We start from the raw sequence: 26,939 nt of genomic DNA, 5'->3' as shown, positions 1-26,939 counted from the left end.
CGCCGGCCCGGCGGCCTACTCGACGCCGATGAGCAGCGGGTAGCCGCCCTGGCCGCCCTCGTGGACGACCGTCTCCAGGTCCGGCCGGGCCGAGGCCAGGTGCTCACGGACGGCCCGCGCGGGCCGATCGCCGTCCGCCCCCAGGATGAGCGTCACCAGCTCGCTGGCGGCCGACAGCATGCGGGAGGCGGTCGTGACGGCGACGGCCTCGACGTCGGAGCCGATCAGGGCCACGTCGCCGTCGATCACGCCGAGCACGTCGCCCGGACGGCACAGGCCGGCGCTGGTCATGGCCTCGCGGTCGGCCACCCAGACGTGCCCGTGGCGGGCGTGGCCGGCGCTGTCGGTCATCGCCACCACGTCGTCGTCGAAGCGCCGCAGCGGGTCGTGGACGGCCAGGGCCGCGAGCCCCTGGACGGTCGCCTTGGTGGGCAGCACGCTGACGACCACGCCCTCCTCGCGGGCGATCGCCGCCGCGCCCATGGCCACCGCGTTCACGCCGGTGTCGTTCGGCAGCACCGCGACCTCGGTGCCGGCCTGCCGGATCGCGTCCAGTACGGCCCCGAGCGCGGGGCTCGAGCCGGGCTCGCGGCGCACCACCACGGCTCCGGCCCGCTCGAACAGGCGCGCGATGCCGTCGCCCGCCGCGACGGCCACCACGCCGCGCCCCTGGCCGCGCCGGGGGGCGTGCGCCGCGGCCTCCAGGTAGGCGATCTTGACGCGATGCGGCCGCCCGGCCCGCATCCCCGCCTCGACGGCCGCCCCGGCGTCGTCCACGTGGACGTGCACGTTCCACAGGCCGTCCCCGCCGACGACCACCAGCGAGTCGCCGAGGCGGTCGAGCTCCTCGCGCAGCGCGGCGACGGCGGCCTCGTCCGCATCCAGGAGGAACATCACCTCGTAGCCGAACTCCTCGACGTGCCCGTGCTCGCCCGGCCCCACAGGGGTGAACCGCGCGGCCGGCGCGGGCACCTCGTACCGGCCGACATAGGAGTCGGTGATCACGGCGGCCAGGCTCTCCAGGACGACGGTCATCCCGGCGGCGCCCGCGTCGACCACCCCGTTGCGGGACAGCACGTCGAGCTGCTCGGTGGTGCGGCCGAGGGCGGCGCGCGCGGCGGACGCGGCGCTCCTGGCGACCTCCGCCAGCTCACCGGCGGCGTCCAGGCCGTCCGCCGCCTCCTCCGCCTCCTGCGCGGCGCGGGCCGCCGCGCTCAGCACGCTCAGCACGGTGCCCTCCACCGGGCGCGCCACCGCGCTCCTGGCCAGCTCGGCCGCCCTGGCCAGCGCCTCGCGCAGGTCGCGGCCGACGCCCTTGGCGGGTTTGAGCACCTCGGCCATGCCGCGCAGGGCCTGGCTGACGATCACCCCCGAGTTCCCCCGCGCGCCGATGAGCGCGCCGTGCGCCAGCGTGCCCCAGGTGGCCTCGGCGTCCGCGTCGTGCGGCAGCCCGTCGAGCGCCTCGGCCGCCGACAGCATCGTCAGGTGCAGGTTCGTCCCGGTGTCGCCGTCGGGGACGGGGAAGACGTTCAGCGCGTCGATCTCGGCGCGGACCCTGCCGAGCGCCTCGGCGCACAACCTGGCCCAGCGGCGCACCGCGGCGGGGTCGAGGATCCGCAGCGACTCCCCGGCGTCGGCGGGCTGCGAAGGCATGGGGGGCTCCCTCCTGCGCGCGGCGAATCGACCCCGCGCGGCACGTCGCACGGTGGTTCGCGCGCACGGGACCGCGCCGGCTCCGATGATGCGCTACGGTTGGTGATACGAGATTATCCCCGTTCGCCCGCCCCTCCGTTTGGTGAGCACCGGGCGACATCGGATACCCTCGTGTGGCCAGCCGGTAGTCCCGGCATGCCCGACCGCCGCTTCTACCTCGGTTTCGGGCCTATTGACTGATCTAAGGAGCGATGACCGTGGCTTCCGTCTGCGACGTTTGCGGCAAGGGGCCGACTTTCGGCAACAACATCTCGCACTCGCACCGCCGCACCCGCCGCCGCTGGAACCCCAACATCCAGCGTGTGCGCGCCATGGTCGGTAGCACGCCGAAGCGGCTGAACGTGTGCACCTCCTGCATCAAGGCGGGCAAGATCGCCCGCTAGCACCGGCTTCGATGGCCCGCCACCCACCATGGGTGGCGGGCCATCGCCGTTCCCGGACTCCCTCGGCCAGCGCCCGTGCGCCTGCCGGGCGCGCCCTGTGCCTGCGGGCGCGCCTTTGTGCACTACGGCGCGTCCCCTGGCGCTACGGGCGCGTCCTGAGACGGTCAGGCGAGTGAGCAGACGCTCCTGAGCCCGCTGGCGTGCCCCCGAGACGGTTCTGGTGGGGTGTGCAGGCGCCCCTACGCCCCAGGTGCGCCCTGAGAAGTCCAGGCGAGTGAGCAGCGGCTCTCTACGTCGGCAGGCGCGTCTTGAGCGCCTCAAGGGAGCGGGCCAAGCGCCGCGTGTGTCTCCGCGGGCGGGTTCTCGGCCGGATCAAGGCCCGTGCGGCCGGATCAGGCCCGTGTGCCCCCGCGCCAGCGCCAGGCGTGGTCGACGGGGCCGATGCCCGCGCCCAGGGGGAACCCGTGGGCGATCGCGCCGGTGACGTACTCCTTCGCCTTGGCCACCGCGCCCGGGACGTCCTCCCCCAGCGCCAGGTGGGAGGCGATGGCGGAGGCCAGCGTGCATCCGGTGCCGTGGGTGTGCCGGTTGTCGAGCCGCTCGGCCGAGAAGCGGTGCTCGGTGACGCCGTCGGTGAGCAGGTCGACCGGGCGGCCGGGCAGATGGCCGCCCTTGATCAGCGCCCAGGCGGGCCCGAGGGCCAGCACCGCCTCGGCGGCCGGCCGCAGGTCGTCCTCGTCCTCGACCTTGAACGAGGTGAGCTGCTCGACCTCCCACAGGTTCGGCGTCACCACGGTCGCCACCGGCAGCAGGCGCGAGGTCACCGTGTGGACCGCCTCGGGGGCGAGCAGCGGGTCGCCGTGCTTGGACACGCCGACGGGGTCCACGACCACGGGGACCTCCACGCCGGCGAGCACCTCGGCGACCACCTCGACCAGTCGCGGGGAGGCCAGCATGCCGGTTTTGACGGCCTGCGCGCCGATGTCGCCGAGCACCGAGTCGAGCTGCGCGCGCACCGCCTCGGGCGGCAGTTCCCAGTAGCCCTGCACGCCGAGGGAGTTCTGCGCGGTCACCGCCGCGATCACGCTCATGCCGTGGACGCCCAGCGCCAGCATGGTCTTCAGGTCGGCCTGGATGCCGGCGCCTCCGCCCGAGTCGGAGCCGGCGACCGTGAGCACGCGGGGAGGAGTCACGCGTCCATCAAACCAAACTCCCCCTCCGTCCCGGGGCCAGGAGGGGCCGCTATGCCGCTGGGAGCCCGCTGGAGGGGGGAGAGGAGGTGGCTTACTGAAGGGAGATCTCGGGGGCGACCTCGGAGGAGAAGGCGTCGTCGGTGCGGAGGCGGCAGCTGCCTCCGGTGAGCTGGCAGGTCTCCGGGGAGGCGGAGTCGCCGTCGGCGGTGAACGACACCACGACCGTCTCGCCCTCGCCCAGCGTCGCGGCCGAGGACAGCACCAGGAGGTCGCCCTTCTGCGTCCATTCCGCCCCGTCGGCGCCGGTCACCTCGCCGCCGACCGGCACACGGACACTCCAGCCGTCCAGCGCGGCCCCGGTGTTGGTGATCGTCAACCGGCCGGTGTACCCGGCGGGCGTCACCGCCGACACGCCGAAGTCGACGGCCACCCGGCCCGGCGCGACCAACGGGTCGGCGTCATCGGCCTCAGGCGTCGCTTCGGGCGAGGTGGTGATGTCGGTTTCCTCTGGGTCCGGCGTGGGGTCCGCGGTGTCCTCCTGCGGGCTCGGCCGCCCGGTGGGGGTCGTCCGGGTGCGCTCCGGCGTCGGCCGGGCCGAAGGCTGCGGCGTCCGGTGGGCGGGCGGACGGCTCGCGCCGGAGGTGGGCGCGGAGGAACGGCGGGACGACGAACTGGGCGACCCGGCGCTGGGGGAAGCGGACGCCTCGTCGGAGGGGGCGCCGGTGTCGGGCGTCTCGGTGTCGCTGGGCGGGGTGTCCTGCCGCTGTGGCTTGCCGGGGGCGATGGCCGCGCAGACCTGGCCCTTGGGGCAGTCCGGCGGCCGGACCAGGTCCACCTGGCCGGAGGACAGCTTGACGCCGATCACGGCGGTCGTGATGGCGGTGACCACGGCCACGGCCGACAGCGCCGCGAGGCGCCCCCGCCGGGGCTTCGGGCGGTCCTCGCCGTCCTGGCCGCGCCGCCGGCCGCGCCTGCGGCCTCCGCCGTCGTGCGGGCCTTCGGTGGCGGGGCCGCCGGAACGCTCGTCACCGCCCGGCGCCAGCCCGACCCGCAGGATGTCATCCTCCGAACGCGGCCCCGGTCCCACGCGCGGAGGGTCGCCTTCCGAGCTCGGCCCCGGGCCGACGCGCGAAAGGTCGTCCTCCGACCTCGGCCACGGGACGACGCGGGGAAAGTCGTCCTCGTAGCCGGCCCCGGGACCGGCCCTCAGGCTGTCGCCGGAACCGGCCGGGTAGCCGGCACGCGGCGTGTCCCCGCCGGCGGCGGACCAGGGCGACATCCGCGCCAGGTCCTCCCCGAAACCAGAGCGAGGCCCTCCGGCCGGCACGTCCTCGCCGGGAAGCGGCCCAGGGACCACCCTCGGCATGTCCCCGGCGGGCGGCGGCGCGTGGGCCGTTCGCGGCGCGTCCTCGGCGGGACCGGCCGATTCCGGCTCGTCGCCCCAGGCGGTCGGCCAGGCGGGGGTGGGCACGGCGTCCCACGCACTGGACCTCGACGGCTCGGCCTCCCCGCCCGCACCCGCGGACGACTCCGGCCACGCCGAAGGGCCAGGAGGCGGCGACTCCGGCCACGCCGAGGGGCTCGCGGACGCGGGCTCGGACCACGCGGAGGGGCTAGGGGACGAGGGTTCCGGCCACACCGTGGCCCCTGTGGACGGCGGCTCGGACCACGCCGAAGGAACAGGAGACGGCGGCTCAGGCCACGCCGAAGAGCCGGGAGACGGCGACTCCGGCCACGCCGTGGCGCCCGTGGACGGGGGTTCGGGCCAGGTTGGGGTGCCAGGGCCGGAGGAGGCGCCGGAGGCCGGCGGGGGCCAGGCGGGGGTGCCAGGGCCAGGGGAGGCGGCGGAGGCCGGTGTGGGCCAGGACGGGGCGTTGGGGTCGTCGTCGGGCCAGGCGGCGGGGGCCAGCCATTCCTCGGTTCCCCGGTCGTCGTCGCGCCGGCTCGAGGCTCCGCGCTCGTCCGCCCCGTCAGGGTCGGACCCTCGGCCTCGCGATGACGTGTGGCGTCCCCGTCCCATGAAGCGCCTTCCTCCTAGAAACCACAGCGCGTCACTTCATAACACCTTCAACACGTCTTTGTCACAATTTTCACGTTAATCACGGAAGTGATCCCAGCCACTCCTCTGCCCCACCCGCCCTCTGACCTGCACGCCTTCCCCCTCCGCCACCCGCCCGATGATCTTCCACTCAGCGGGCAGCGAGACGTCCGGCGGGAACGCGGCGACCAGCGCGTGGTCCTCGCCGCCGGTCAGCACCCACTCCACCGGGTCCTGGCCGAGCTCGGCCGCGGCGTCGGCGAGCAGTGCGGGGATGGGCAGGGAGGCGGGGTCCACCTCGACGCGCACCCCGCTGGCGGAGGCGATGTGCCCGAGGTCCTGCACCAGCCCGTCGCTGACGTCGGCCATGGCGGTGGCGCCGAGGACGGCAGCCCCCGGCCCGCACGCGTACGGCGGCCTGGGACGCCGGTGGGCGTCGGCCAGTTCGGGGAAGGCGTCGTCGGCGCGGCCCGCCAGCAACAGCGCGAGCCCGGCCGCGGCGTGGCCGAGCCGCCCCGCCACGGCCACCACGTCGCCGGGACGCGCTCCGGAGCGGGTCACGGGGGCACGTCCGCCGAGGTCGCCGAGTGCGGTGACCCCCAGCACCACCAGGTCGGACCTGGCGATGTCGCCGCCCGCCACGCTCGCGCCGACCAGCGCGCACTCCTCGCCGAAGCCGTCGGTGAGGCCGTCCACCCAGTCGGTCGCGGTGTCCCCGGGCATCCCGAGGCCCACCACCAGGGCGGTGGGATCGGCGCCCATGGCCACGACGTCGGCGAGGTTCTGCGCCGCCGCCTTGCGCCCGATGTCGTACGCACTGGACCAATCGCGACGGAAGTGCCTACCCTCGAGTAGGAGATCTGTCGTCACAACCACCCGTCCATCAGGGGCGCGGACCACCGCGGCGTCGTCCCCAGGACCGAGCAATACCGCCGGAAATTGTGGCAAACGTCCGGCAATACGGGCAATGATCCCAAATTCGCCAAGATCTGCGGCTGTGATAGCACACCTCCAGGTCTGTTGCATGTACGGTTGCGATTCGGACTGATCGAGTAACGGCACTGAAACAAACCAGCTTCGCCCCCGCGGGAGGACGTGATGGTGCAGGCCTACATCCTTATCCAGACAGAAGTCGGCAAGGCCGCCGCGGTCGCAAGCGCGATCGCGGGCATCCAGGGTGTGACACGCGCCGAGGACGTCACCGGCCCGTACGACGTGATCGTCCGCGCCGAGGCCAACAACGTGGACGAACTAGGCAAGCTGGTCGTCGCGCAGATTCAGGCCGTCGAGGGGATCACGCGTACCCTTACTTGTCCGATCGTGCACATCTGAGCGTCGAGGTCTTCGGGGGGAGCCATGGGGCGGGCCGTCGTGGCCGCGTCGTGCCTGGCGGCGCTGTCCCTGACCGCCGGCTGCGGCGCGGCGGTCCGGGTGCAGCCTCCGGCCCCCCAGGGTGCGACGGCGGCCGCCTGCGCGTCCCTGGACGGCCGGCTCCCCCGCACGCTCGACGGCGCGGAGCGCGTCCCGTCCGAACCCCCCTCGCCGTACGTGGCGGTGTGGGGCTCGGGCGAGATCGCGCTGCGCTGCGGCGTGCCGCGCCCCGCCGCGCTCGATCCCACCGAGCAGGTTCCCGAGATCAACGGCGTGCCGTGGTACGCCGACCCGGCCAGGCCGTCGCTGTTCACGGCCCTGGTCCACGGCGACTACGTCGAGCTGACGATCTCCTCCAGGCACCAGGCCGCGGCCGTGCTCGTCGACCTGGCCGCCCCGATCAAGACGGCGTTCCCCGGCCACTGAAACCCGCGGCCGAACCCGACGCCCACCGCGACCCGCGCGCCGACGCCCGCCACGACTCGCACGCCGACGCCCGACGTCCCTGACCGGAGCGGCCGCCGCGGGCGGGCCGACGGCCCTTCCGCCCGCGATGACGCGCTCCGGCCGTTCCACCCGCGGCGACCCCCTCCGGCGGCTCAGCGCAGGCCGACGGGGCGGTGCAGCGCGAGCTGGATCAGATGGTCCACCAGCTCGGCGTAGGAGAGACCCGTGGCCGCCCACAGCTGGGGCGCCACCGACATGGCCGTGAAGCCGGGCATCGTGTTGATCTCGTTGAGGATCAGGTGCCCCGTCGGTGTGTAGAAGAAGTCCACGCGCGACAGCCCTTCGCACCCGAGCGCCTCGAACGCCCGTACGGCCATCGCCCGAAGCTCCTCCGCGACCGCCTCGGGGATGTCGGCCGGCACGCTGAGCGCCATGTCCGACCCGATGTACTTGGCCGAGAAGTCGAAGAACTCGTGCGACTCTTCCACCAGCACCTCGCCGGGCAGGCTCGCCCGCGGCGGTTCGTCGCCCGGCCACTCCAGCACCGCGCACTCGATCTCGCGGCCCTCGATCGCCGCCTCGACCAGGACCTTCGGGTCGTGCTCACGGGCCAGCTCCACGGCCCGCTCCAGGTCCTGGACGTCGTCCACCCGGGTGATGCCCTGGCTGGACCCGGCCCGGGAGGGCTTGACGAAGACCGGCATGCCCAGCGCTTCGACGTCCTTGAGCACCCGGTCGCGGTCCAGGCGCCAGTCGCGGTCGCGCACGACGACGTACGGCCCGACGGGCAGCCCGGCCGAGGCCAGCAAAGCCTTCATGTACGCCTTGTCCATGCCCACGGCGCTGGCCAGCACCCCCGAGCCGACGTAGCTCACGCCGGCCATCTCCAGCAGTCCCTGGATGGTGCCGTCCTCGCCGAACGGGCCGTGCAGCATCGGGAAGACGACGTCCACCTGTCCCAGCGAGGCCGGGATCGTCCCGGCGTCCAGCGCCACGAGGGGACCGCCTCCGGACGGCAGCGCGAGCGCCGTGCCGGCCGGGTCCACGCTGGGCAGCTCCTCGCCCTCGATCTCGAACCGCTGGTCGTCGGTCGCCAGCACCCACCGCCCGTCCGGCGAGATGCCGATGGGCACGACGTCGTACTTCGACCGGTCGATGGCCGAAAGGACACTGCCCGCGCCCATGAGCGACACCGCGTGCTCGGAGTTTCGGCCCCCGAAGACCACCGCCACCCGTACGCGCGGCTGGGATTCCTGCTGCTCGTTCATGATGCCCGAATCTACCTTGCGTCACTGTCGTCCCTGCTTGTCAGGTGCGCGGCGCGTCGTCCCATGACGCCCGCCGACGGACCGGAATGGTCAGGCGCGGGTGGCGGTGTTCGAGCGCAGGGCGTCGAGCGCCTCGGTGACGTCGGCGATGAGGTCCTCGGCGTCCTCCAGGCCGATGGAGAAGCGCACGGCCCCCGCGTCGACGCCCGAGCCGGCCAGGGCGGGCTCGTCGAGGCGGCGGTGGGTCGTGGAAGCCACGTGGGCGACCTTGGTCTCGGCGCCGCCGATCGAGGCGGCGATGCGCGGCAGCCGCACGGTGTCGGCCAGCGCGACCCCGGCCTCGTAGCCGCCGTTCGGGACGACGGTGACGCACGCCCCGTACCTGGTGCCCTCGGGGCCGGCGTCGAAGAGCTGGCGGGCGAGCTGGTGGCCCGGGTGGCCGGCCAGGCCGGGGTAGTCGACGCGGCGCACCGCCGGGTGCTTGGCGACGGCCGCGGCGAAGACCATCGCGGTGGCGCACATGCGGCGCACCCGCAGCGTCAGCGTCGCCAGGCCCCGGCGCAGCAGGAACGCCTCGTCGGGGGCCAGGGCTCCGCCGGTGTCGATGCGCACCTCGCGGATCTGCGCGATCAGGTCGGGACGCCCCACGACAGCGCCGCCCGTGGCGTCGTCGTGCCCGCCGATGTACTTGGTGGCCGAGTGGACGACCAGGTCGGCGCCGTGTTCCAGGGGCCGGCAGACCACGGGGGTGGCGAAGGTCGAGTCGACGACCAGCAGCGCGCCGGCGTCCCGGGCGATGCGGTAGAGCCCGCGGATGTCGGCGACCGCCATCGTCGGGTTGCTCAGCGTCTCGGCGTAGATGATCTTCGTGGTGCGGCGCACGGCGGCATGGACGCGGCGCAGGTCGGCGTAGTCCACGAAGTCGACCGACACGCCGAACCGCGACAGCACGTTCGACAGCAGCGAGTAGGTGCCGCCGTAGACGTGGGCGGGCGCGACGACGTGCGCGCCGGCCCGCAGGAACGTCATCAGCACCCCGCTGACGGCCGCCATACCTGAGGCGAACGCCTGCCCGGCGACGTCCTCGGGGGCCGCGGCGCCCTCCAGCGCGGCGATGCCCGAGGCGAACGCCGCCACGGTGGGGTTGTCGACCCGGCTGTAGGCGAACCCCGGCGCCCGGTCGCCGAGCACGTCGGCGTACTCGGCGGAGCCCTCGAAGCTCCACGCGGAGGTGCGCCAGACGGGCAGCCCGATGGGAAGCTGGCGGGAGGCCGGGACCGGTGGCAGGTGGACGGCCCGGCTGTTCTCGCCGAGCCTCCTGCGCATGCGTCGGGAGGAAGTCACACGCCGTACCGTTCGGGCTTGGGAGTCCGTGACATCAGCAGCATCGCGGCCTCGCTCGGGGTCATTCCGTCATGGACGACGCCCACCACGACCTCGGTGATCGGCATCTCCACGTCGTGCTTCCTCGCCAGGTCGAGGACCGACTCGCAGGACTTGACCCCCTCGGCGGTCTGCCTGGTGGCCGCGATGGTCTCGGCCATGGTCATGCCCCGGCCGAGATTCTCGCCGAAGGTGCGGTTCCTCGACAACGGGGAGGTGCAGGTGGCGACGAGGTCTCCCATGCCGGCGAGGCCGGCGAAGGTGTGCGGGTCGGCGCCGAGCGCCGCGCCGAGCCGGGAGATCTCCGCCAGGCCGCGGGTCATCAGCATCGCCCGGACGTTGTCGCCGAGCCCCATGCCGGCGGCCACGCCCACCGCGAGCGCGATGACGTTCTTGACCGCGCCGCCGAGCTCGACCCCGACCACGTCGGTGTTGGTGTAGGCGCGGAACCACGGCAGGTGGCAGGCCTCCTGCAGCCGCGCGGCCACCTCGTCGTCGACGCTGGCCACCACGGTCGCGGCCGGCTCGTGCCTGATCAGCTCGCCCACCAGGTTGGGCCCGGAGACCACCGCCACCCGCTCGGCGGGGACGCCCGCGACCTCGCAGATGACCTCGCTCATCCGCCGCGAGGTGCGCAGCTCGATGCCCTTCATCAGGCTGACGAGCACCGCGTGCGAGGGGATGTGCGGGCTCCACTGGGCCAGGTTGCCGCGCAGCGTCTGGGAGGGCACCGCGAGCACGACGAAGTCGGCCCCCTCCATGGCCTCGACCGGGTCGGTGGTCGCGCGCACCGTCGCGGGAAGCCGCACGCCGGGGAGGTACTCGGGGTTCTCGCGCCTGCGGTCGATGGACTCGACCACCTCGGCCCGCCGTCCCCACAGGGTCGTCGGCGTGCCGGCCTCCGCCAGGATCATCGCGAAGGTCGTCCCCCACGAACCGGTTCCGAAAACGACGGCCTTGGTCATCTGCTCACCGTACGCCCACTCCGCGGCACATGGCCGTCTCTGACGGTCACGGCCGGATCGTTCACTGTCATGGCCACCGCGACGCCGGCGGACGAGGCCGCCGGCGCGCCGTCACCCGGCGCGGGTCTCGGGCTCGCCGAAGGGGGCGTCGGGCGCCTTCTCGCCGCGCAGGTCGGCGAGCTGGGAGGTGATGGCGGCCATGATGTCGGCCGTGGCCTCCTTCAGGACCTGGGAGCGCATCGGCAGGCCCGCGTACTTGGACAGGTCGACGGGCGGCCCGGCGATCACCCGGAAGGTCTTGCGGGGGAACAGCCGGGGCTTCTTCTGGCCGTACGGGAGCAGCTCCTGGGCGCCCCAGTGGGCGACCGGGATGACCGGGACGCCGGTGGCCAGCGCCAGCCGGGCGACGCCGGTCTTGGCGCCCATGGGCCAGAACTCGGGGTCGCGGGTGATCGTGCCCTCGGGGTAGAAGATCACGCAGGAGCCCTCCCTGAGGGCCTGCTCGGCGTCCTTGAGCGAGCGCGCGGCGTCGGTGCTGCCGCGGTGCACCGGGATCTGCCTGCACTTCCTGACGATGGTGCCGACGACCGGGATGTCGAAGACCCCGGACTTGGCCAGGTACACCGGCCAGCGGCCGTTGTTGTAGGCGAAGTGGGCGAACAGCAGCGGATCACTCCACGACAGGTGATTGGCCGCGATGATCACACCGCCCTTGCGGGGAACGTTGGAGCGGCCCCGCCAGTCGCGCTTGGTGAAGAGCAGCAACACCGTCTTCACGATCACGGTAACGAGGGCTTCCCAGAAAATGGGCGGACGTCCGGGGCGGCTCATCGACTCCTCCAGTCATGCCTGTGCGCCCTAAGTCTCCCGGGTGCCTCCACGGAATGTCGAGGCGGGATGCTTAAGCCATGCGCCGTACGCAACCTGGCGGGCCCGGCCCGCGGCCCGGCTGGACCATGGTGGTGCCGGTCAAGACCCTCATCGCCGCCAAGACGCGCCTGGCCGCGGCGGCGGGTCCGCACCGGGCCGCGCTGGCCGTGGCGATCGCCTGCGACACGGTCGCGGCCGCGCTGGCCTGCCCGGCGGTGGCCCGCGTCGTGGTCGTCACCGGCGACCCGGTGCCCGCCGAGGCGCTGTCGGCGCTCGGGGCGCACGTGGCGCCCGACCCACAGGCCGGGTTGAACGCCGCGCTGCGGGCCGGCGCGGCGCATGCCCTGGGGCTGGCGCCGGACGGGCCGGTCGGCGCGCTCCAGGCCGACCTGCCGGCCCTGCGCCCGGCGGAGCTGGGCGTGGCGCTGGCGGCGGCGGCCGAGTTCGACCAGGCGTTCGTCCCGGACGCCGCGGAGGTCGGCACCACCTTCTACGGGGTGCGCCCGGGCGTGGCCTTCCGGCCGCGGTTCGGCGGGGAGTCGCGGGCCAGGCACCTGGGCGGCGGGGCCAAGGAGCTGACGCCCGACGGCATCGTGTCGGTCCGCACGGACGTCGACACCCCCGCGGACCTCGCGGCGGCCCTGGCCCTCGGCGTCGGCCCCCGCACCCGGGCGGTGGTGGAGACGATGAAGGAGTCCCCCACCCGGGAGACTCCTTCCTGACTCTCCTTCCAAGGCGATTCCAACGGATGGGCCACAAGGACCCGCGTCCCGAGCCGCCGAGCGAAGCGGGGCCGGAAACTACGCCTCTTCCTGTTCGCGGGCGTGCTTGGGGAGCAGGAAGGCGACCAGGAACGTCAGCAGCAGCATGCCGTCCACGACCCACAGGATCGTCTTCATCGCCACGCTGAAGCCCTGCTTGGCCGCCTCGGTCCCGGCCGACGCGACGGCCCTGCCGATGGCCGCGCCCGCCTCCGGCCCCTTGGCCGCCGACGCCGCGTCGGCCTGCAGCCGCTCACAGGAGGCGGGCACCAGCACCGGGTCCTTGGCGACCGCGCGATCGTGCACGCAGGCGCGCACGCCCTCGACCAGGCGGTCCTGCGGGGCGCCGGTCACCTGGACGACGGCCAGTTCGGCGCGCAGCTTCGGCGCGGTGTCGTCCGCGGCGGCGCCGACGTTGCCGCCGAGCAGGCCGAAGAAGACCGTGCCGAGGAGCGCCACGCCGAAGGCGCTGCCGAGCTGCTGGACGGCGGTGAGGGTGCCCGAGGCCGAGCCGGTCTCGTGCTGCTCGACGCCGGCGAGCACGATGTCGAAGAACGGCGCCATGAGCAGGCCCATGCCGATGCCGGTGACCGCGAGCGCGGGGGTGAGCTGCCAGGGGGTGACGCCGACGCCCGCGAGGTTGAGCGTGACCAGGATCGCGAGCACGCCGACGGCCATGAGCAGGGTTCCGCCGTGCAGCAGCTTGCGCCCGTACTTCTGCAGGGGCTGGGCGATGCCGAAGCCGACGACCATGCCGAGCGACCATGGCACCATCGACAGGCCGGCCTTGAGGGTGGAGTAGCCGAGGCCGATCTGGGTGTAGAGGTTGAACACCAGCGTGAAGCCGATCATGCCGGAGAAGAAGACCAGCCCGGTGACCAGGCCGCCGGTGAAGGCGCGCTTGCGGAACAGGCTCGGCACGACGAGCGGGTCGCCGCCGGCCCTGGCCTTGCGCGACTCGTACCACCCGAAGACCGCGAACACCACGACGGACCCGGCGATCATCAGCAGCGACCAGAGCGGCCAGTCGTGCTCGCGGCCCTGCACCAGCGGGAAGATGATCAGCAGACCGGCCAGCGAGGCGAGCACCATGCCCGCGACGTCCAGTTTGAGCGGGTGGGGCGAGCGCGACTCGGGCAGGAAGCGCAGCCCGAACAGCACGGCGGCCAGGCCCAGCGGCAGGTTGATCAGGAAGATCATGCGCCAGCCGGTTCCCCAGAAGTCGGCGTCGACCAGCCAGCCGGCGAGGATCGGGCCGCCCACCGAGGAAAGGCCCATGACCGGGCCGAACATGCCGAACGCCGCCTGCATCTCCTTGGGCGGGAACATCTCCTTGATCATGCCGAGGCCCTGCGGCAGCATGACCGCGCCGAACAGCCCCTGGACGACGCGCGCGGCGATCAGCAGTTCGGGGCCCTGGGCCACGGCGCACAGCAGGGAACCGAGGGTGAATCCCGCGGCGCCGATGATGAACATCTTCTTGCGGCCGAAGATGTCGCCGAGCCGTCCGCCGGTGATGAGGCCGACGGCCATGGCCAGGGTGTAGGCGGCGCCGAGCCACTGGATGACGGCGGCGCTGCCGCCCAGTTCGGCGCGGATGGTCGGCGAGGCGATGTTGGTGACCATCGCGTCCAGCAGGTCCATCACCTCGGCGGCGAGGATCACGAACAGGGCCGCCCACCGCCAGCGGTAGGGCGCCGTCCCGGGTGGCGCCGCCGGCGCGGTCGCGTCTGTGGTGGTCATGAGAACTCCTTCTGCGGGGGGTCGGCGCCGGGCGGCCGGCATCGTCGATCTGAACAGTGTTCACCATAGCCGATCGCCGTTCTACAATTGAACGACGTTCGCTGGCCTGTTCGGCGTTCTCAAGATATGTCGCATTCGACCGCGACACAAGATATATCGCGAAAGAGAGCGGCGTTCACCACTGCGAGCGGCGTTCGACCGGCCAACTAGACTCCGTGGGTAGCGATCAGGAACGAGGCGGTGAGGCATGAGCGAGCCACGGAGTGAGGAGAACGAGGTCCCCGCGCCCCCGTGGGAGCGGTCACGCAGGCGCGCCGCCCCCGCGCGCGTGCCGCTCACCCTCGGCCGCATCGTCGATGCCGCCTTCACCGTCCTCGACCGCGAGGGGTACGACGGCCTGAGCATGCGCCAGGTGGCCGCCGAGCTGGGCGTCGCGGTCTCGGCGCTGTACGCCCACGTCGCGAGCAAGGACGAGCTCCTCGAGCGCATGTACGCCCGGCTGTTCGAGGGCCAGGAGCTCCCCGAGCCCGACCCCGCGCGCTGGCGCGAGCAGGTCAGGGACTACGCCGTCCAGGGCCGGGCACGGCTGCTCAGCCACCGCGACATGGCCCGCATCTCCATGGCCCATGTGCCCTTCAGCCCCGAACTGCTCCCGCACGTCGAGCGCATGCTCGCCATCTTCCGCGCCGCCGGGCTGCCCGACCGGGTGGCCGCCACGGCGGGCGACATGATCTCCACGTTCCTCGAGGGGTTCACCTACGAGCAGAGCATGTGGCAGGAGCGCCAGCGCAACACCGACGCGCGCACCTGGGAGGAGATGCGGGCCACCATCAAGGCGTACTTCGACACGCTGCCGCCCGACCGCTTCCCGAACCTGCTCGCCATGGCGGACATGATGTTCGGCGGCACCTACGACGCCCGGTTCGAGCTGGGGTTGGAGATCATCATCCGCGGCCTGGCCAGCTACATCGAGCCGGGAAGCCCGGCGGGCCAGAACGGCGACACCGACGCCCCGGTGGAGGGCGGTGGCCCGGGTGCCCCCGGGGACGGCGGTGGCTCCGGTGCTGCCGGGGACAGCGGTGGCTCCGGTGCCCCCGGAGAGCGGTAGCGCTACAGGCGGGTGATCCGCCGGAAGGCGACCAGCACCGGCACGTGCGCGAGGGCGATGACGCCCGCCGCCGCCCACAGAGTGTCCCCGACCCCGCGCCACTCCCCCACCAGCCCGCCCAGGATGCCGCCGAACGGCATGGCGCTCCACATCAGGAACCGCATGGAGGCGTTCATCCGGCCGAGCAGGCGCGGCGGGCACATCGCCTGCCGGTAGCTCAGCTGCGTCACGCTGAACACCGTCCCCGCGAGCCCGGCCACGGCCAGGCCGAACGGGAAGAGCGCGACGCGCCAGCCGGGCGCGGCCAGGCACGCGACGAGGGTGGCGGGCAGCGCGACCGCCGCCGCGCCGTACAGCGTGCGGCCCGTCCCCCAGCGGGCAACGGCGCGCGGGGCGGCCACGGCGCCCAGCAGGCCTCCCACGGCCGAGGCGGAGATCACCGCGCCGTACAGGCCGGGGCCGAGCCGGAGCTCGCGCAGCACGAACAGCGCCTGAGCCGACGTCCACGCGCCGTACCCCAGCATGTTGAGGGCGCCGACGAGCGCGATGACGCGCAGCACCGGATGGCCCGCGACGTATCGCACCCCCTCGGCGACCTCGGTGAACAGGCTCGGCCTGCCGGAGTCGGCGCGGGGCGGCGGCGTCCCGGCGGCGGGGATCGCGCTGAGCATCACCGCCGACAGCGCGTAGCTGACGGCGTCCGCGAGCAGGGCCAGCGGCGCGGTGACCACCTGGACGAGCCACCCGCCGAGGCCGGGCCCGGCCAGCGACGCCGTCGAGCGGATGGTCTCGATGGTCCCGTTGCCCCGGGCGAGGTGGCGCCGGTCGACGATGGACGGCAGGAAGCTCATGTGGGCGACGTCGAAGAACACCGTGCCGACCCCGGTGACGAACGCCACCGCGTACAAATGGGGCAGCGACAGGCCGCCGGCCACCACCGCCACGGGGATGCTCGCGAGCGCCACCGCGCGCAGCAGGTCGGCCGCGACGAGGATGCGCCTGCGCGGGAGCCGGTCGGCCCACACCCCGGCGGGCAGTCCGATCAGCAGGAAGGCCGCCATCTGGGCGGCCGTCAGCAGGCCGACCTGCAGGGGCCCCGCGTGCAGGCTCAGCACCGCGACGAGCGGCAGGGCGACGAGACTCACCTGCGCGCCGGCCTGGCTGACCGCGTCGGCGCCGACGAACAGGACGTACGACCTGCCGCGCCACAGACCACCGGATCCACGAGGTCCACGGGATCGGTCGGGCGCGACCGGCGCATCGGACATATCCGCCGCATTCGGCACGTCCGCCAGATCTGACACGTCCGCCAGATCTGACACGTCCGCCGCATCCGACCCGTCCGCCATATCCGGCCCGTCGGGCGTGTCCGGCGTGTCGGTCCTGTCGGTCGTGGCCATGGACGGCACCATGGCCGCTCTCCGGGGACCGGTCAAACGAATATCGGCGGAGTAGACTGGCCGGCGTGCAGGCCACGGTGCGGAGCTTCGACCCGGACACCCGGTCGGGCTCGCTCTTCCTCGACGACGGCAGCGAGATCCCCTTCGGCGCCGCGGCCTTCGACGCGGGCCCGCTGCGGCTGCTGCGCCCGGGCCAGCGGGTGAACTTCGCCCTCACCGACGGCACCGTCACCGTGATCACCCTGTCGACCTTCCCTCTGCCCGAGAGCGGCGCGTAACGCCCCTCGCGGAACGTCCCCGGGCGAGGTCGGCCCCGGACACGCGGAGCCCGGTCGAGGACCCTCTGGTCGGCCCTCGGACAGAGCACGCGGAGCGCCGGGCATGGACCCGGACAAAGTGCGGAGCGTGGGCAGAGGGCCGGGCGCGGAGCGCGGGCAGAGCGCGCGGAGCACCGGCGGAGGGGCGGGCACGGACGGCGGCGCCCGGGATCCCTGGTGGGGATCCCGGGCGCCGTTATCGCCGGTCAGGTGCTCATGGGTCAGGTGATCACTTTTTCTTGGCGAGCTTCTTCCCCGCGGCGTTCACCTGGTCCTTGAAGTCGGCGCCGGGCCGGAACTTGGGCGCCCAGCTCTCGGAGACCTTGATGGGCTCACCGGTCGAAGGGTTCCTTGCCTGGCGGGCCGGCTTGTGCGCCATCTCGAACGCTCCGAAGCCCGTGATAGAGACTTTGTCCCCGTTCGAGACAGCGTGCTGGATGGCCTCGATTATGGCGTTCACGGCCTCTGTGGCCGTCTTCCTGTCGCCGACCCGATCGGTGATCGCGTCGACGAGTTCTCGCTTGTTCATCTAGCTTGCTCCCCCTGTTACCGCTGTCTGAGGATGAACATCGCGGCCGGCAGTGCGCGACCCCGTTCTCACCCGGTGTGCCAGGTGCGGGGTTTCGGCACGCACCCACCAGTCAACGGTCAGAAACCCCTTACCCGCTTGAAATTAAAGGACACACGGCCAGGACTCAATCACATTCCGCGATGTTTCGCCTACCCGGCGTGTCGGATTCGGCTTCGAGGTCGGCGAGAAAGGCGTCCAAGCGGGCGCAGGCGTGATCGACATCACGCTTCGCACTGTCACATATGGCCACAAAGCGGCGCGCGAAGCGTTCCTTGTTCTCAGGGGACATGCGTGCGGCGGCCACCCGACGGTAAACGTCGCGCAACCGCCGCGCCAGCTCGTCTTCGGAGCCCGCGGTGTCGTTCAGACGGTCGTCGGCAGCCATGGCTGCCGACCATTCTCGTACGCCGCCACATCGTCGGCGTGCGTCAGGGTCAGCCCGATGTCGTCCAGCCCCTCCAGCAGGCGCCAGCGGGTGTAGTCGTCGATCTCGAAACCGGCCGAGCCGCCGTCCCAGCGCACCTCGCGGCCGACCAGGTCGACGGTCACCTCGGTGGCCGGATCGGCCTCGACGGCCGCCTGCAGCGCCTCGACGGTCGCGGCGGGCAGCACGACCGGCAGCAGGCCCATCTTGGTGGCGTTGTTGCGGAAGATGTCGCCGAACCGGGCGGCGATGACGGCGCGGAAGCCGTACTGCTGCAGCGCCCACACGGCGTGCTCGCGCGAGGAGCCGGTGCCGAAGTCGGGCCCGGAGACCAGCACCGTGGCGCCGGCGTAGACCGGGTCGTTCAGGACGAAGGCCGGGTCCTCGCGCCAGGCGGCGAACAGGCCCTTCTCGAACCCCGTGCGGCTGACCTGCTTGAGCCAGACCGCCGGGATGATCTGGTCGGTGTCCACGTTGCTGCGGCGCAGCGGCACGGCCCGGCCGGTGTGGGTGGTGAAGGCTTCCATGGTCGCGAGCTCCTTACAGGTCGGCGGGCGCGGTGAGACGGCCGGTGACGGCGGTGGCGGCGGCGACGGCCGGCGACACCAGGTGGGTGCGCCCGCCCTTGCCCTGGCGCCCCTCGAAGTTGCGGTTGGAGGTGGAGGCGCTGCGCTCGCCCGGCGCGAGGGTGTCGGGGTTCATGCCCAGGCACATAGAGCACCCGGCCTGCCGCCACTCGGCGCCCGCGGCCTGGAAGACCTCGTGCAGGCCCTCGGCCTCCGCCTCGGCCCTGACCTGCATCGAACCGGGGACGATCAGCGTGCGCGTCTTGACCGTGCGTCCGCGCAGCACGTCGGCGGCGGCGCGCAGGTCCTCCAGGCGGCCGTTGGTGCACGAGCCGACGAAGACGGTGTCCACCTCGATCTCGCCGAGCGGCGTCCCCGCGGTGAGGCCCATGTATTCCAGGGCGCGCTGGGCGGCCGCGGGGTCGGAGGTGTCCTCGGGGGCGGGGATCGCGCCGGTGAGCGGCGCGCCCTGCCCCGGGTTGGTGCCCCAGGTGACGAACGGCGACAGCGTCGAGGCGTCGATCTCGACGACCGTGTCGAAGACGGCGTCGTCGTCGGTGCGCAGCGAGCGCCAGTACTCCACCGCGGCGTCCCACGCCTCGTCCGTGGGGGCGTGCGGACGGCCCTGGAGATAGGCGAACGTCGTCTCGTCCGGCGCGATCATGCCCGCGCGGGCGCCCGCCTCGATGGACATGTTGCAGACGGTCATGCGGCCTTCCATCGAAAGGTCGCGGATGGCCTGGCCGCGGTACTCGACGATGTGGCCCTGGCCGCCGCCGGTGCCGATCTTGGCGATGATGGCGAGGATGAGGTCCTTGGCGGTGACGCCGTACGGCAGGGCGCCGCTGACCTCGATGGCCATCGTCTTGGGCCGGTAGGCCGGGAGGGTCTGGGTGGCCAGCACGTGCTCCACCTCGGAGGTGCCGATGCCGAAGGCGAGCGCCCCGAAGGCGCCGTGGGTGGAGGTGTGGGAGTCGCCGCAGACGATGGTCATGCCCGGCTGGGTGAGACCGAACTGCGGGCCGATGATGTGCACCACGCCCTGGCCGGCGTCGCCCATCGGATGGAGGCGGACGCCGAACTCGGCGGCGTTCTTGCGGAGGGTCTCGACCTGCGCCTTGGAGACCGGGTCGGCGATCGGGCCGAGCACGGTGGGAACGTTGTGGTCCTCGGTGGCGATGGTCAGGTCGGGCCGGCGCACCTTGCGCCCCGCCATGCGAAGGCCGTCGAAGGCCTGCGGGCTGGTCACCTCGTGGATGAGGTGAAGGTCGATGTAGAGCAGGTCGGGCTCGCCGTCGGCACGGCGGACGACGTGCTGCTCCCATACTTTCTCGGCCAGTGTGCGACCCATGTCCTGAACGCCTCCTTGCGTCTCGGTCCCCCGGAAAACGTCTCATATGACAAGACGGAAATTTCGGGATATGGACAGCCTACCCGCCCCTCTCCCATATGCCAGTTGCATCTCGGATAGCGAGACGGCAGTATCGGGGTATGGACAACTCTAGCGGAGTCGGCGTACTCGACAAGGCCGTCCTCGTGCTCAACGCCCTCGAAGCGGGCCCCGCGTCCCTGGCACAGCTCGTCCAGGCCACCGGCCTGGCCCGTCCCACCGCCCACCGGCTGGCCGTCGCGCTGGAACACCACCGCATCGTCTCCCGGGACACGCAGGGCCGCTTCATCCTCGGCCCCCGCCTGTCCGAGCTGTCCACCGCGGCGGGCGAGGACCGCCTGCTCGCCGTCGCCTCTCCCGTCCTCACCCAGCTCCGCGACCTGACCGGCGAGAGCGCCCAGCTCTACCGGCGGCAGGGCGACGAGCGCGTGTGCGTCGCCGCCGCCGAGCGGGCGAGCGGCCTGCGCGACACGGTGCCGGTCGGCAGTTCCCTGCCCATGACCGCCGGCTCGGCCGCCCAGGTGCTGCTGGCCTGGGAGGAGCCCGACCGGCTGCACCGCGGCCTGCGCGGGGCCAAGTTCACCGCCGCCACGCTGGCCAGCGTGCGCAGGCGCAGCTGGGCGCACAGCGTCGGCGAGCGCGAGCAGGGCGTGGCCAGCGTCTCGGCGCCCATCCGCGGCGCGGGCGGCAAGGTCATCGCCGCCGTCTCGGTCTCGGGGCCGATCGAGCGCCTCACCCGCACGCCGGGCCGCATGCACGCCGCTCCGGTCGTCGCCGCCGCCGAGCGCATCACCGAGGCGATGCGCCGCGCCAACTGATCGGTGACCGGCCGGGAGCGCCCGGCCGACGGCGCCGTCCCCGACCCGTGCGAACTGATTAGAGACGGCCGCCGCCAAGCACTAGCCTGGCGGAGTGACAGATCGCATCGAGGCAGCCGCGACGGAGCTGCGTCCCCTCCTTCAAGAGTTCATTCTCTGGGCACCCGACAACGCACCGGACAGTGATCCCGACCTGGTGGGACCCGCCGCTCTCTGGCACCGCCTGATCGCTCGCGACGACGTCCACCTGTGGAAGCGCGAAGACCTGCGCATGGTGCTGGTCGAACGCCTCCCGCAGGTCGTCGAGGATCCCGACGCGGCCGCCGACGGCATGGTCCCGGCCGTGCGCTCCTACCTGACCTTCCTGTCCGAGACCGGCCGCCTGGCCGAGGGCTCCGACGACCTGGACGATCTCCTCGACGAGCTGGACGCCGTCGAGGAGGACTTCGTCGAGGCCATGGAGGAGGTCCTGGGCGAGCGTGACTGGGAGGAGGAGGACGACGAGCTCGACGAGGAAGAGGTCGAGGGCCTCGGCGACTTCGAGCCCTTCACCGACGAGCTGGCCGATCTGCCCACCATCCGCCTGCGCCCCGACGCCGAGCTCGCCGACGCGGCGCGCGAGGTCCCGCTGATCCACAAGGCTCGCGACCTGGCCGTCTGGGTCGGCAGGTCGCGCAAGGTCGGCGAGGACAGCCTGCTGAGCGACGACGAGATCAGCCAGGCCCTGGCCGTTCTCGGGCTGCCCGAGCCGGACGAGAAGCCGTTCGCCCACGCCGTCCCGGCCCTGTGGAACCTGTGGAACCTCGCCGTCGACCTCGAGTTCCTCACCCCCGACGGTGAGGACACCGTCAGCGTCGACGCCGACACCGCCGCGTGGCCGTTCGAGAACGACGAGGACGTCCTGGACGCCTGGATGCTCGGGCTCCACTCGGTCGACTACGGCGACCCCGAGCTGGACGACGACGATCTGACGCTCTCGCTCTCCGGCCTGACCCGCGCGCTGCTCGTCAGGCTGCTGGTCGCCGAGGGCGAACGGCCGCTCGGCGAGCTGCGCGAAGAGCTCGCCGAGGCCGCCGCCGAGTTCGACGACCTCGGCAGTGCCGCCTGGGAAGAGGCCGGCGACCCGCTCGCCTCCGTCGTCGAGTGGCTGTCCGGCTACGGCATGGTCACCGTCGAGGACGACCGCGTGCGGCTCACCGCCCTCGGCACCGAGGGCGTGGTCCACCTGCTGGACGACGACGACATCGAGGTGGACGCGCGTCCCGCGATCGACGCGATGACCGCGCTCGACCTGCTGTCGCTCAGCGCCGACCTGCCCGAAGAGGAGGCCGACGCCGAGTTCGCCGCCTGGATGCGCCTGCGCGAGCCCGCGACGGCCGCTGAGGAGCTCCTGGAGGCCGCCGCGGAGGACGAGGCCGACGCGCTGATCCGCGTCCAGGCGGCCAGCCTGGTCGGCTCGCTCGGACCGGTCGCCGTCCCCGCCTGGCGGGAGGCGCTGAACGAGCCGTCGCTGCGGCCCTACGCCGCCACCCACCTGGCCCAGCTCGGCATCGACGACGCGCCGGAGCCGAGCCAGAGCGACACCCACTGGCTCATCCTGGACATGTGGACGATCTCGGCGGGCCTCGGCCGGCCCGAGTTCGTCAGCAGCCTGCACGACATCGGCCCGGCGCCCGTGCTCAGCAGTCTGCTGGAGGTGATCTGGAAGATGCCGCACCCGCACGTCGAGGAGCTGCTGGAGGCCATCAGCGAGGCCCACCCCGACAAGCAGGTCGCCAAGGCCGCCAAGCGCGCCCTGTTCAAGGCCCGCTCCAAGGCCGCGCCCGACGCCGCCGAGTAGGCCGCCGGCTCCTGCGCTTGTCCCCGCGGACCGACCGTCCGCGGGGACCGACCGTCCGCGGGAACCCGCGCTGCGGAAGAAGAGGGGCGGAAATGCGAAAAACCCCCGGAAGACGAGCTTCCGAGGGTTCCCGAGCTGCGGTGTAGCCCCGACCGGATTCGAACCGGCGCTACCGCCTTGAGAGGGCGGCGTCCTAGGCCACTAGACGACGGAGCCAGGCCGACAGGCCTTGCGGCCATGTCACTGCAGAGTAGTCCCGACCGGATTCGAACCGGCGTTACCGCCTTGAGAGGGCGGCGTCCTAGGCCACTAGACGACGGGACCCTGCAGCTGTCCTAATCGACGGAGGCGCCCTTGCGGACGCCCCGGCAACGGCCGTAACTCTACCGCACCCCGCAGAGCACGACCAAACCGTTACCGCCCACCGGCCACCGGCCCAGGCCCGGCCCGGCCCGGTCGGCCCAGGCCCGGCCAGGTGAGGCTGCACGCCGCAGGACCGCGTGATCGACCAGGCCGAGCCGGCAGCGGCGGGCGGGCGAACGGGCGCCGAAAAAAACGAAGCGCCTATGTCCTTCACGGACATAGGCGCTCAGCAGGAAACCTGCTGGGGTACCAGGACTCGAACCTAGACTAGCTGAACCAGAATCAGCCGGGCTGCCAATTACCCCATACCCCATTGCTCACGGCCCCTGCTCGTCGCCGGGCCCGCTCGCGACTTCCGAAAGAATAGCCCAGCTTGGGGGCCAAGACCAAAACGATTGCCCAACCACGAGATTCCCCCTGGTCGGCCCCTGAAGCGGGCGGTCGTCCACAGGATCGCCGCTTGATGTGCCGAGCACGGCCAGGCTGTGTAACGCTGCAAGGAGAGCCGTCGCCACGTGAGGAGCCCGCGCGTTGACCGAGAACCCCTTCTTCGCCCCCAGTGCCCTGCCCTACCGCCTGCCTCCGTTCGCGGAGATCCGCGAGGAGCACTACGCGCCCGCCTTCGAACGCGGCATGGCCGAGCAGCTCGCCGAGGTCGAGGTCATCGCGGCCGGCGAGGAGGCGCCGACCTTCGACAACACCGTGGCAGCGCTCGAGCGGTCCGGTGAGCTTCTGTCGCGCGTCTCGACGGTGTTCTTCAACCAGGCGTCCTCCGACACCAACCCCGCCGTCCAGGAGATCCAGAAGGACGTCACGCCCAAGCTCACCAAGCACAGCGACGCCATCCACCTCGACCGGCGGCTGTTCGCGCGCATCAAGGCCATCCCCGTCGACGGCCTGGACGCCGAGGAGCGCTTCCTGCTCGAACGCTACGTCACCGACTTCGTCCGGGCGGGCGCCGAGCTCGAGCCGGCCGATCAGGAGCGGCTGAGGTCTCTCAACGAGGAGCTGTCCACCCTCTCCACCCGTTTCGAGCAGAACCTCCTCGCCGCCACCAACGCCGCGGCCATCGTGGTCGAGGACGCCGCCGAGCTGGACGGCCTGTCCGAGGACGCCATCAAGTCCGCCGCCGAGACCGCGAAGTCCCGGGGCCTCGATGGCAAGTACGTCCTCACCCTGGTGCTGCCCACCGGCCAGGCCGCGCTGGAGGAGCTGACCGACCGCGCCCTGCGCGAGCGCATCCACCGCGCCTCTGTCGAGCGGGGCCTCGCAGAGAACTCCGAGCTCGTGGTCCGCATGGCGAAGCTCAGGGCCGAGCGGGCGGCGCTGCTCGGCTACGAGAACCACGCCGAGTACGTCGTCGCCGACCAGACCGCGCCGGGCACGCGCGCCGTCACCGAGATGCTCGCCAAGCTGACCCCCGCGGCCGTGGCCAACGCCCACCGCGAGGCCGACGAACTGCGCGCCGAGGCCGGCTTCGACATCGCCGCGTGGGACTGGTCGTTCTACGCCGAGAAGGTGCGCGAAGCGCGCTACTCGATCGACAGCCGCCAGATGCGCCCGTACTTCGAGCTCGACCGCGTCCTGCGCGACGGGGTCTTCCACGCGGCCGGCAAGCTCTACGGCCTGCGGTTCGCCGAGCGCTCCGATCTGGTCGGCTACCACCCCGACGTGCGGGTCTTCGAGGTGACCGACGAGGACGGCTCCCCGCTCGGGCTGTTCCTCGGCGACTTCTACGCCCGGGCGTCCAAGCGCGGCGGGGCGTGGATGAACAGCCTGGTCAAGCAGTCGGAGCTCGAGGGCACCCGGCCGGTGGTGGTCAACAACCTCAACATCGTCAAGCCCCCGGCCGGCGAGCCGACCCTGATGACCTGGGAGCAGGTCAACACGATGTTCCACGAGTTCGGGCACGCCCTGCACGGGCTGTTCTCGGCCGTGCGGTTCCCGAGGTTCTCCGGCACGGCCGTGCCGCGCGACTTCGTCGAGTATCCCTCGCAGGTCAACGAGATGTGGGCCACCTGGCCCGAGGTGCTGGCCAACTACGCCCGCCACCACGAGACCGGCGAGCCCATGCCGCAGGACCTCGCCGACCGCATGCTGGAGGCCCAGAAGTTCAACCAGGGCTACGCCACGGTGGAGTACCTCGCGGCCACCCTGCTCGACTGGGCCTGGCACACCTTCACCGAGGAGCCCCGCGACGCCCAGGAGTTCGAGCGGCAGGCGCTGCGCAACGCCGGCGTCGACCTGCCCCTCGTGCCGCCGCGCTACCGCAGCACCTATTTCGCCCACATCTGGGTGGGCGGGTACAGCGCGGGCTACTACTCCTACATCTGGAGCGAGGTCCTCGACGCCGACACGGTGGAGTGGTTCAGGGAGAACGGCGGCCTGACCCGCGAGAACGGCGACACCTTCCGCCGCGAGCTGCTGTCCAAGGGCGGCAGCGTGGACGCCATGACCGCCTTCCGCGCCTTCCGCGGCCGCGACCCGCGCATCGAGCCCCTCCTGGAGCGCCGCGGCCTCCTGTGACCCACGCCGCGCCACGGACGCGTCCGGGCCCGAAGGCCCGGACCGCGCCCGGGAGTCTCAGCTCACCGCGCCTGGGATTCTCAGGTCGCCGCGCCCTGCAGCTTGGCCAGGGCCGCGCGCAGGCGGTCCAGGGCGCGCTCGCGGCCCAGCACCTCGATCGACTCGAACAGCGGGAGCCCGACCGTCCGGCCGGTGATCGCGACCCGCACGGGGGCCTGGGCCTTGCCGAGCTTGAGGCCGTGCTCGGCGCCGACCTCCTCAAGGGCGGTCTTCAGAGACTCGGGGTCGAACGACACCGACTCCAGCCGCTGGAGGTAGCCCGCCAGGATGTTCTCGGCGCCCGGCTTCATCGCCTTGTCCCAGCTCGCCTGGTCGAAGACCGGCTCGTCCAGGAACAGGAAGTCGACGTTGGCCGTGATCTCCGACAGCACGGCGATGCGGGTCTGCGCCAGCGGCGCCACCTTGGCGAACGTCTCGCGCCCCCACGAGGGGTCGAGCCAGGGCTCGCAGCGCGCGATGAAGGTCGCGAGCGGCAGCGCCCGGATGTACTCGCCGTTGAACGCCCGCAGCTTCTTCTCGTCGAAGAACGCCGGGGAGGGGTTGACGTCTTCGAGCTTGAACAGCGGCACCATCTCAGACCACGGCATGATCTCGCGGTCGCCGCCCGGCCCCCAGCCGAGCAGCATGAGGTAGTTGACCATCGCCTCGGGCAGGTAGCCCTCGTCGCGGTAGGACTCCAGCGCCACCTTGTCGCGGCGCTTGGACAGCTTCTGCCGCTTCTCGTTGACGATCACCGGGACGTGCGCCCACACGGGAGGCTCGACGCCGAGGGCCCGCCACAGCAACTGCTGCTTGGGCGTGTTGGACAGGTGCTCCTCGGCGCGGACGACGTGGGTGATGCGCATCTCGATGTCGTCGATCACGTTGGCCAGCACGAACAGCGGAGAGCCGTCGCCGCGGGCGATGACGAAGTCCTCCATGGCCTTGTTCGGGAACTCCACCCGCCCGCGGACCAGGTCGTCCACCACGGTGATGCCCTCGTCGGGGGTGCGGTAGCGCACCGCCCCCTCGGCGAGCCCGCGGTCGCGGCAGAACCCGTCGTACCCCTGGTGCTCGGAGCCGGTGCGGGCCTTGACGTCCTCGCGGGTGCAGGTGCAGTGGTAGGCGTTGCCGTCCGCGACCAGCTTGGCGGCGGCGGCGCGGTGCTGCTCCTCGTACGCCGACTGGAAGTAGGGGCCCTCGAAGTGCGGGGAGTCGCCGTGGATGCCGATCCAGGAGAGGGCCGAGATGATGCCCTCGGTCCACTCGGGCCGGTTGCGGGCGGCGTCGGTGTCCTCGACGCGCAGCACGAAGCGGCCGCCCGACTGCTCGGCCAGCGCCCAGTTGAACAGCGCGGACCGCGCGCCGCCCACGTGGAACATGCCGGTCGGCGAGGGCGCGAACCGCACCCTGAGCGTGGGCTCCGCCGAGCCCTCCTGCAG

Annotated in this window: 24 protein-coding genes and 3 tRNA genes; 9 read left to right on the top strand and 18 right to left on the bottom strand. The window is 72.5% G+C overall.

Annotation, left to right across the window (positions count from 1 at the left end; translation table 11 throughout):
• Positions 1–15 precede the first annotated feature (15 nt).
• Positions 16–1,653: a DAK2 domain-containing protein gene (locus ACFQSB_RS25465; protein WP_380829483.1), complete on the bottom strand. Its 1,638-nt coding sequence runs from the start codon at positions 1,651–1,653 to the stop codon at positions 16–18.
• Between the two features lie 257 nt (positions 1,654–1,910).
• On the opposite strand from ACFQSB_RS25465, the gene rpmB reads away from it, so the two are divergent.
• Positions 1,911–2,096 (top strand): 50S ribosomal protein L28, encoded by a 186-nt coding sequence (gene rpmB / locus ACFQSB_RS25460; protein WP_354847547.1) that lies wholly within the window; start codon positions 1,911–1,913, stop codon positions 2,094–2,096.
• Positions 2,097–2,488: 392 nt separating this feature from the next.
• Here the strand turns inward: rpmB and thiD are convergent, their stop codons facing one another.
• The 3 genes from thiD to ACFQSB_RS25445 all read right to left on the bottom strand — a co-directional run bounded on the left by thiD (position 2,489) and on the right by ACFQSB_RS25445 (position 6,353).
• Positions 2,489–3,289, bottom strand: coding sequence for a bifunctional hydroxymethylpyrimidine kinase/phosphomethylpyrimidine kinase (gene thiD / locus ACFQSB_RS25455; RefSeq protein ID WP_354847488.1), 801 nt, complete (start codon positions 3,287–3,289; stop codon positions 2,489–2,491).
• A gap of 91 nt (positions 3,290–3,380) precedes the next feature.
• Positions 3,381–4,568 (bottom strand): cellulose binding domain-containing protein, encoded by a 1,188-nt coding sequence (locus ACFQSB_RS25450; protein WP_380829482.1) that lies wholly within the window; start codon positions 4,566–4,568, stop codon positions 3,381–3,383.
• 816 nt (positions 4,569–5,384) lie between these two features.
• Complete coding sequence (locus ACFQSB_RS25445; RefSeq protein ID WP_380829481.1) at positions 5,385–6,353, bottom strand: thiamine-phosphate kinase; 969 nt, start codon at positions 6,351–6,353, stop codon at positions 5,385–5,387.
• Positions 6,354–6,425: 72 nt separating this feature from the next.
• On the opposite strand from ACFQSB_RS25445, the gene ACFQSB_RS25440 reads away from it, so the two are divergent.
• Both ACFQSB_RS25440 and ACFQSB_RS25435 read left to right on the top strand, forming a co-directional pair.
• Positions 6,426–6,659, top strand: coding sequence for an Lrp/AsnC ligand binding domain-containing protein (locus ACFQSB_RS25440; protein ID WP_354847479.1), 234 nt, complete (start codon positions 6,426–6,428; stop codon positions 6,657–6,659).
• A gap of 24 nt (positions 6,660–6,683) precedes the next feature.
• The gene (locus ACFQSB_RS25435) at positions 6,684–7,124 is read left to right on the top strand and encodes a DUF3515 family protein (protein WP_380829480.1); all 441 of its coding nucleotides are present in this window, start codon (positions 6,684–6,686) and stop codon (positions 7,122–7,124) included.
• Between the two features lie 173 nt (positions 7,125–7,297).
• Here ACFQSB_RS25435 and ACFQSB_RS25430 read toward each other — a convergent pair whose 3' ends face one another.
• The 4 genes from ACFQSB_RS25430 to ACFQSB_RS25415 form a co-directional block, all read right to left on the bottom strand.
• Positions 7,298–8,413 carry a D-alanine--D-alanine ligase family protein gene (locus ACFQSB_RS25430; RefSeq protein ID WP_380829479.1) on the bottom strand — a complete coding sequence of 372 codons (1,116 nt, stop codon included), beginning with the start codon at positions 8,411–8,413 and terminating at the stop codon, positions 7,298–7,300.
• Between the two features lie 90 nt (positions 8,414–8,503).
• A complete protein-coding gene (locus ACFQSB_RS25425) occupies positions 8,504–9,739 on the bottom strand; it encodes a trans-sulfuration enzyme family protein (RefSeq protein ID WP_380829495.1) in 1,236 nt (411 codons plus the stop codon).
• Positions 9,740–9,753: 14 nt separating this feature from the next.
• Positions 9,754–10,761, bottom strand: coding sequence for an NAD(P)H-dependent glycerol-3-phosphate dehydrogenase (locus tag ACFQSB_RS25420; protein ID WP_354847470.1), 1,008 nt, complete (start codon positions 10,759–10,761; stop codon positions 9,754–9,756).
• Between the two features lie 111 nt (positions 10,762–10,872).
• Positions 10,873–11,544, bottom strand: coding sequence for a lysophospholipid acyltransferase family protein (locus ACFQSB_RS25415; RefSeq protein WP_380829478.1), 672 nt, complete (start codon positions 11,542–11,544; stop codon positions 10,873–10,875).
• A gap of 125 nt (positions 11,545–11,669) precedes the next feature.
• Between ACFQSB_RS25415 and cofC the strand changes: the two genes are divergently transcribed.
• Positions 11,670–12,353: a 2-phospho-L-lactate guanylyltransferase gene (gene cofC, locus ACFQSB_RS25410; RefSeq protein WP_380829477.1), complete on the top strand. Its 684-nt coding sequence runs from the start codon at positions 11,670–11,672 to the stop codon at positions 12,351–12,353.
• A gap of 78 nt (positions 12,354–12,431) precedes the next feature.
• Here the strand turns inward: cofC and ACFQSB_RS25405 are convergent, their stop codons facing one another.
• On the bottom strand, positions 12,432–14,135 hold the full coding sequence (locus ACFQSB_RS25405) for an MFS transporter (protein ID WP_380829476.1): 1,704 nt from the start codon (positions 14,133–14,135) through the stop codon (positions 12,432–12,434).
• 247 nt (positions 14,136–14,382) lie between these two features.
• Between ACFQSB_RS25405 and ACFQSB_RS25400 the strand changes: the two genes are divergently transcribed.
• On the top strand, positions 14,383–15,243 hold the full coding sequence (locus tag ACFQSB_RS25400) for a TetR/AcrR family transcriptional regulator (RefSeq protein WP_380829475.1): 861 nt from the start codon (positions 14,383–14,385) through the stop codon (positions 15,241–15,243).
• A 2-nt stretch (positions 15,244–15,245) separates the two neighbouring features.
• Here ACFQSB_RS25400 and ACFQSB_RS25395 read toward each other — a convergent pair whose 3' ends face one another.
• Positions 15,246–16,511, bottom strand: coding sequence for an MFS transporter (locus ACFQSB_RS25395; protein ID WP_380829474.1), 1,266 nt, complete (start codon positions 16,509–16,511; stop codon positions 15,246–15,248).
• Positions 16,512–16,708: 197 nt separating this feature from the next.
• Between ACFQSB_RS25395 and ACFQSB_RS25390 the strand changes: the two genes are divergently transcribed.
• Positions 16,709–16,921 (top strand): hypothetical protein, encoded by a 213-nt coding sequence (locus tag ACFQSB_RS25390; RefSeq protein WP_354924909.1) that lies wholly within the window; start codon positions 16,709–16,711, stop codon positions 16,919–16,921.
• Between the two features lie 268 nt (positions 16,922–17,189).
• Here the strand turns inward: ACFQSB_RS25390 and ACFQSB_RS25385 are convergent, their stop codons facing one another.
• From ACFQSB_RS25385 to leuC, 4 genes are all read right to left on the bottom strand, one after another.
• Positions 17,190–17,489, bottom strand: coding sequence for an HU family DNA-binding protein (locus tag ACFQSB_RS25385; protein ID WP_354847449.1), 300 nt, complete (start codon positions 17,487–17,489; stop codon positions 17,190–17,192).
• A 166-nt stretch (positions 17,490–17,655) separates the two neighbouring features.
• Complete coding sequence (locus tag ACFQSB_RS25380) at positions 17,656–17,916, bottom strand: SCO5555 family protein (protein ID WP_354847446.1); 261 nt, start codon at positions 17,914–17,916, stop codon at positions 17,656–17,658.
• The gene (leuD, locus tag ACFQSB_RS25375; protein ID WP_354924907.1) at positions 17,895–18,482 is read right to left on the bottom strand and encodes a 3-isopropylmalate dehydratase small subunit; all 588 of its coding nucleotides are present in this window, start codon (positions 18,480–18,482) and stop codon (positions 17,895–17,897) included. The genes ACFQSB_RS25380 and leuD overlap by 22 nt, the downstream gene beginning before the upstream one ends.
• Positions 18,483–18,495: 13 nt before the next feature.
• Positions 18,496–19,872: a 3-isopropylmalate dehydratase large subunit gene (gene leuC / locus ACFQSB_RS25370; RefSeq protein WP_380829473.1), complete on the bottom strand. Its 1,377-nt coding sequence runs from the start codon at positions 19,870–19,872 to the stop codon at positions 18,496–18,498.
• Between the two features lie 140 nt (positions 19,873–20,012).
• On the opposite strand from leuC, the gene ACFQSB_RS25365 reads away from it, so the two are divergent.
• Positions 20,013–20,729: an IclR family transcriptional regulator gene (locus ACFQSB_RS25365; protein ID WP_354847437.1), complete on the top strand. Its 717-nt coding sequence runs from the start codon at positions 20,013–20,015 to the stop codon at positions 20,727–20,729.
• 94 nt (positions 20,730–20,823) lie between these two features.
• Positions 20,824–22,569, top strand: a complete 1,746-nt coding sequence (locus ACFQSB_RS25360) for a hypothetical protein (RefSeq protein ID WP_380829472.1) — start codon at positions 20,824–20,826, stop codon at positions 22,567–22,569.
• 143 nt (positions 22,570–22,712) lie between these two features.
• Here ACFQSB_RS25360 and ACFQSB_RS25355 read toward each other — a convergent pair.
• The 3 genes from ACFQSB_RS25355 to ACFQSB_RS25345 form a co-directional block, all read right to left on the bottom strand.
• Positions 22,713–22,785, bottom strand: a tRNA-Glu gene (locus tag ACFQSB_RS25355).
• A gap of 35 nt (positions 22,786–22,820) precedes the next feature.
• Positions 22,821–22,893 (bottom strand) — tRNA-Glu (locus ACFQSB_RS25350).
• 280 nt (positions 22,894–23,173) lie between these two features.
• Positions 23,174–23,245: transfer RNA gene (locus ACFQSB_RS25345), tRNA-Gln, on the bottom strand.
• A gap of 218 nt (positions 23,246–23,463) precedes the next feature.
• On the opposite strand from ACFQSB_RS25345, the gene ACFQSB_RS25340 reads away from it, so the two are divergent.
• Complete coding sequence (locus ACFQSB_RS25340; RefSeq protein ID WP_354847431.1) at positions 23,464–25,458, top strand: M3 family metallopeptidase; 1,995 nt, start codon at positions 23,464–23,466, stop codon at positions 25,456–25,458.
• Between the two features lie 80 nt (positions 25,459–25,538).
• On the opposite strand, the gene gltX is transcribed toward ACFQSB_RS25340, so the two are convergent.
• Positions 25,539–26,939 (bottom strand): glutamate--tRNA ligase, encoded by a 1,401-nt coding sequence (gene gltX / locus ACFQSB_RS25335; protein ID WP_380829494.1) that lies wholly within the window; start codon positions 26,937–26,939, stop codon positions 25,539–25,541.

The sequence above is a fragment of the Sphaerisporangium rhizosphaerae genome, from assembly GCF_042665155.1.
Classification (GTDB): domain Bacteria; phylum Actinomycetota; class Actinomycetes; order Streptosporangiales; family Streptosporangiaceae; genus Sphaerisporangium; species Sphaerisporangium rhizosphaerae.
Note: the sequence above shows the minus strand (reverse complement) of the source record. Positions and strands in the feature narration are given on the sequence as shown.

Bases quoted from the DNA above. Each gene is read 5' to 3' on its own strand.
- ACFQSB_RS25445 (WP_380829481.1), bottom strand. From the start codon at position 6,353: ATGCAACAGACCTGGAGGTGTGCTATCACAGCCGCAGATCTTGGCGAA.
- ACFQSB_RS25440 (WP_354847479.1), top strand. From the start codon at position 6,426: ATGGTGCAGGCCTACATCCTTATCCAGACAGAAGTCGGCAAGGCCGCC.
- ACFQSB_RS25435 (WP_380829480.1), top strand. From the start codon at position 6,684: ATGGGGCGGGCCGTCGTGGCCGCGTCGTGCCTGGCGGCGCTGTCCCTG.
- ACFQSB_RS25450 (WP_380829482.1), bottom strand. From the start codon at position 4,568: ATGTCGCCCTGGTCCGCCGCCGGCGGGGACACGCCGCGTGCCGGCTAC.
- cofC (WP_380829477.1), top strand. From the start codon at position 11,670: ATGCGCCGTACGCAACCTGGCGGGCCCGGCCCGCGGCCCGGCTGGACC.
- ACFQSB_RS25380 (WP_354847446.1), bottom strand. From the start codon at position 17,916: ATGGCTGCCGACGACCGTCTGAACGACACCGCGGGCTCCGAAGACGAG.
- leuD (WP_354924907.1), bottom strand. From the start codon at position 18,482: ATGGAAGCCTTCACCACCCACACCGGCCGGGCCGTGCCGCTGCGCCGC.
- ACFQSB_RS25395 (WP_380829474.1), bottom strand. From the start codon at position 16,511: ATGTCCGATGCGCCGGTCGCGCCCGACCGATCCCGTGGACCTCGTGGA.
- ACFQSB_RS25430 (WP_380829479.1), bottom strand. From the start codon at position 8,413: ATGAACGAGCAGCAGGAATCCCAGCCGCGCGTACGGGTGGCGGTGGTC.
- ACFQSB_RS25465 (WP_380829483.1), bottom strand. From the start codon at position 1,653: ATGCCTTCGCAGCCCGCCGACGCCGGGGAGTCGCTGCGGATCCTCGAC.
- leuC (WP_380829473.1), bottom strand. From the start codon at position 19,872: ATGGGTCGCACACTGGCCGAGAAAGTATGGGAGCAGCACGTCGTCCGC.
- ACFQSB_RS25420 (WP_354847470.1), bottom strand. From the start codon at position 10,761: ATGACCAAGGCCGTCGTTTTCGGAACCGGTTCGTGGGGGACGACCTTC.
- ACFQSB_RS25405 (WP_380829476.1), bottom strand. From the start codon at position 14,135: ATGACCACCACAGACGCGACCGCGCCGGCGGCGCCACCCGGGACGGCG.
- ACFQSB_RS25365 (WP_354847437.1), top strand. From the start codon at position 20,013: ATGGACAACTCTAGCGGAGTCGGCGTACTCGACAAGGCCGTCCTCGTG.
- ACFQSB_RS25425 (WP_380829495.1), bottom strand. From the start codon at position 9,739: ATGCGCAGGAGGCTCGGCGAGAACAGCCGGGCCGTCCACCTGCCACCG.
- ACFQSB_RS25385 (WP_354847449.1), bottom strand. From the start codon at position 17,489: ATGAACAAGCGAGAACTCGTCGACGCGATCACCGATCGGGTCGGCGAC.
- ACFQSB_RS25400 (WP_380829475.1), top strand. From the start codon at position 14,383: ATGAGCGAGCCACGGAGTGAGGAGAACGAGGTCCCCGCGCCCCCGTGG.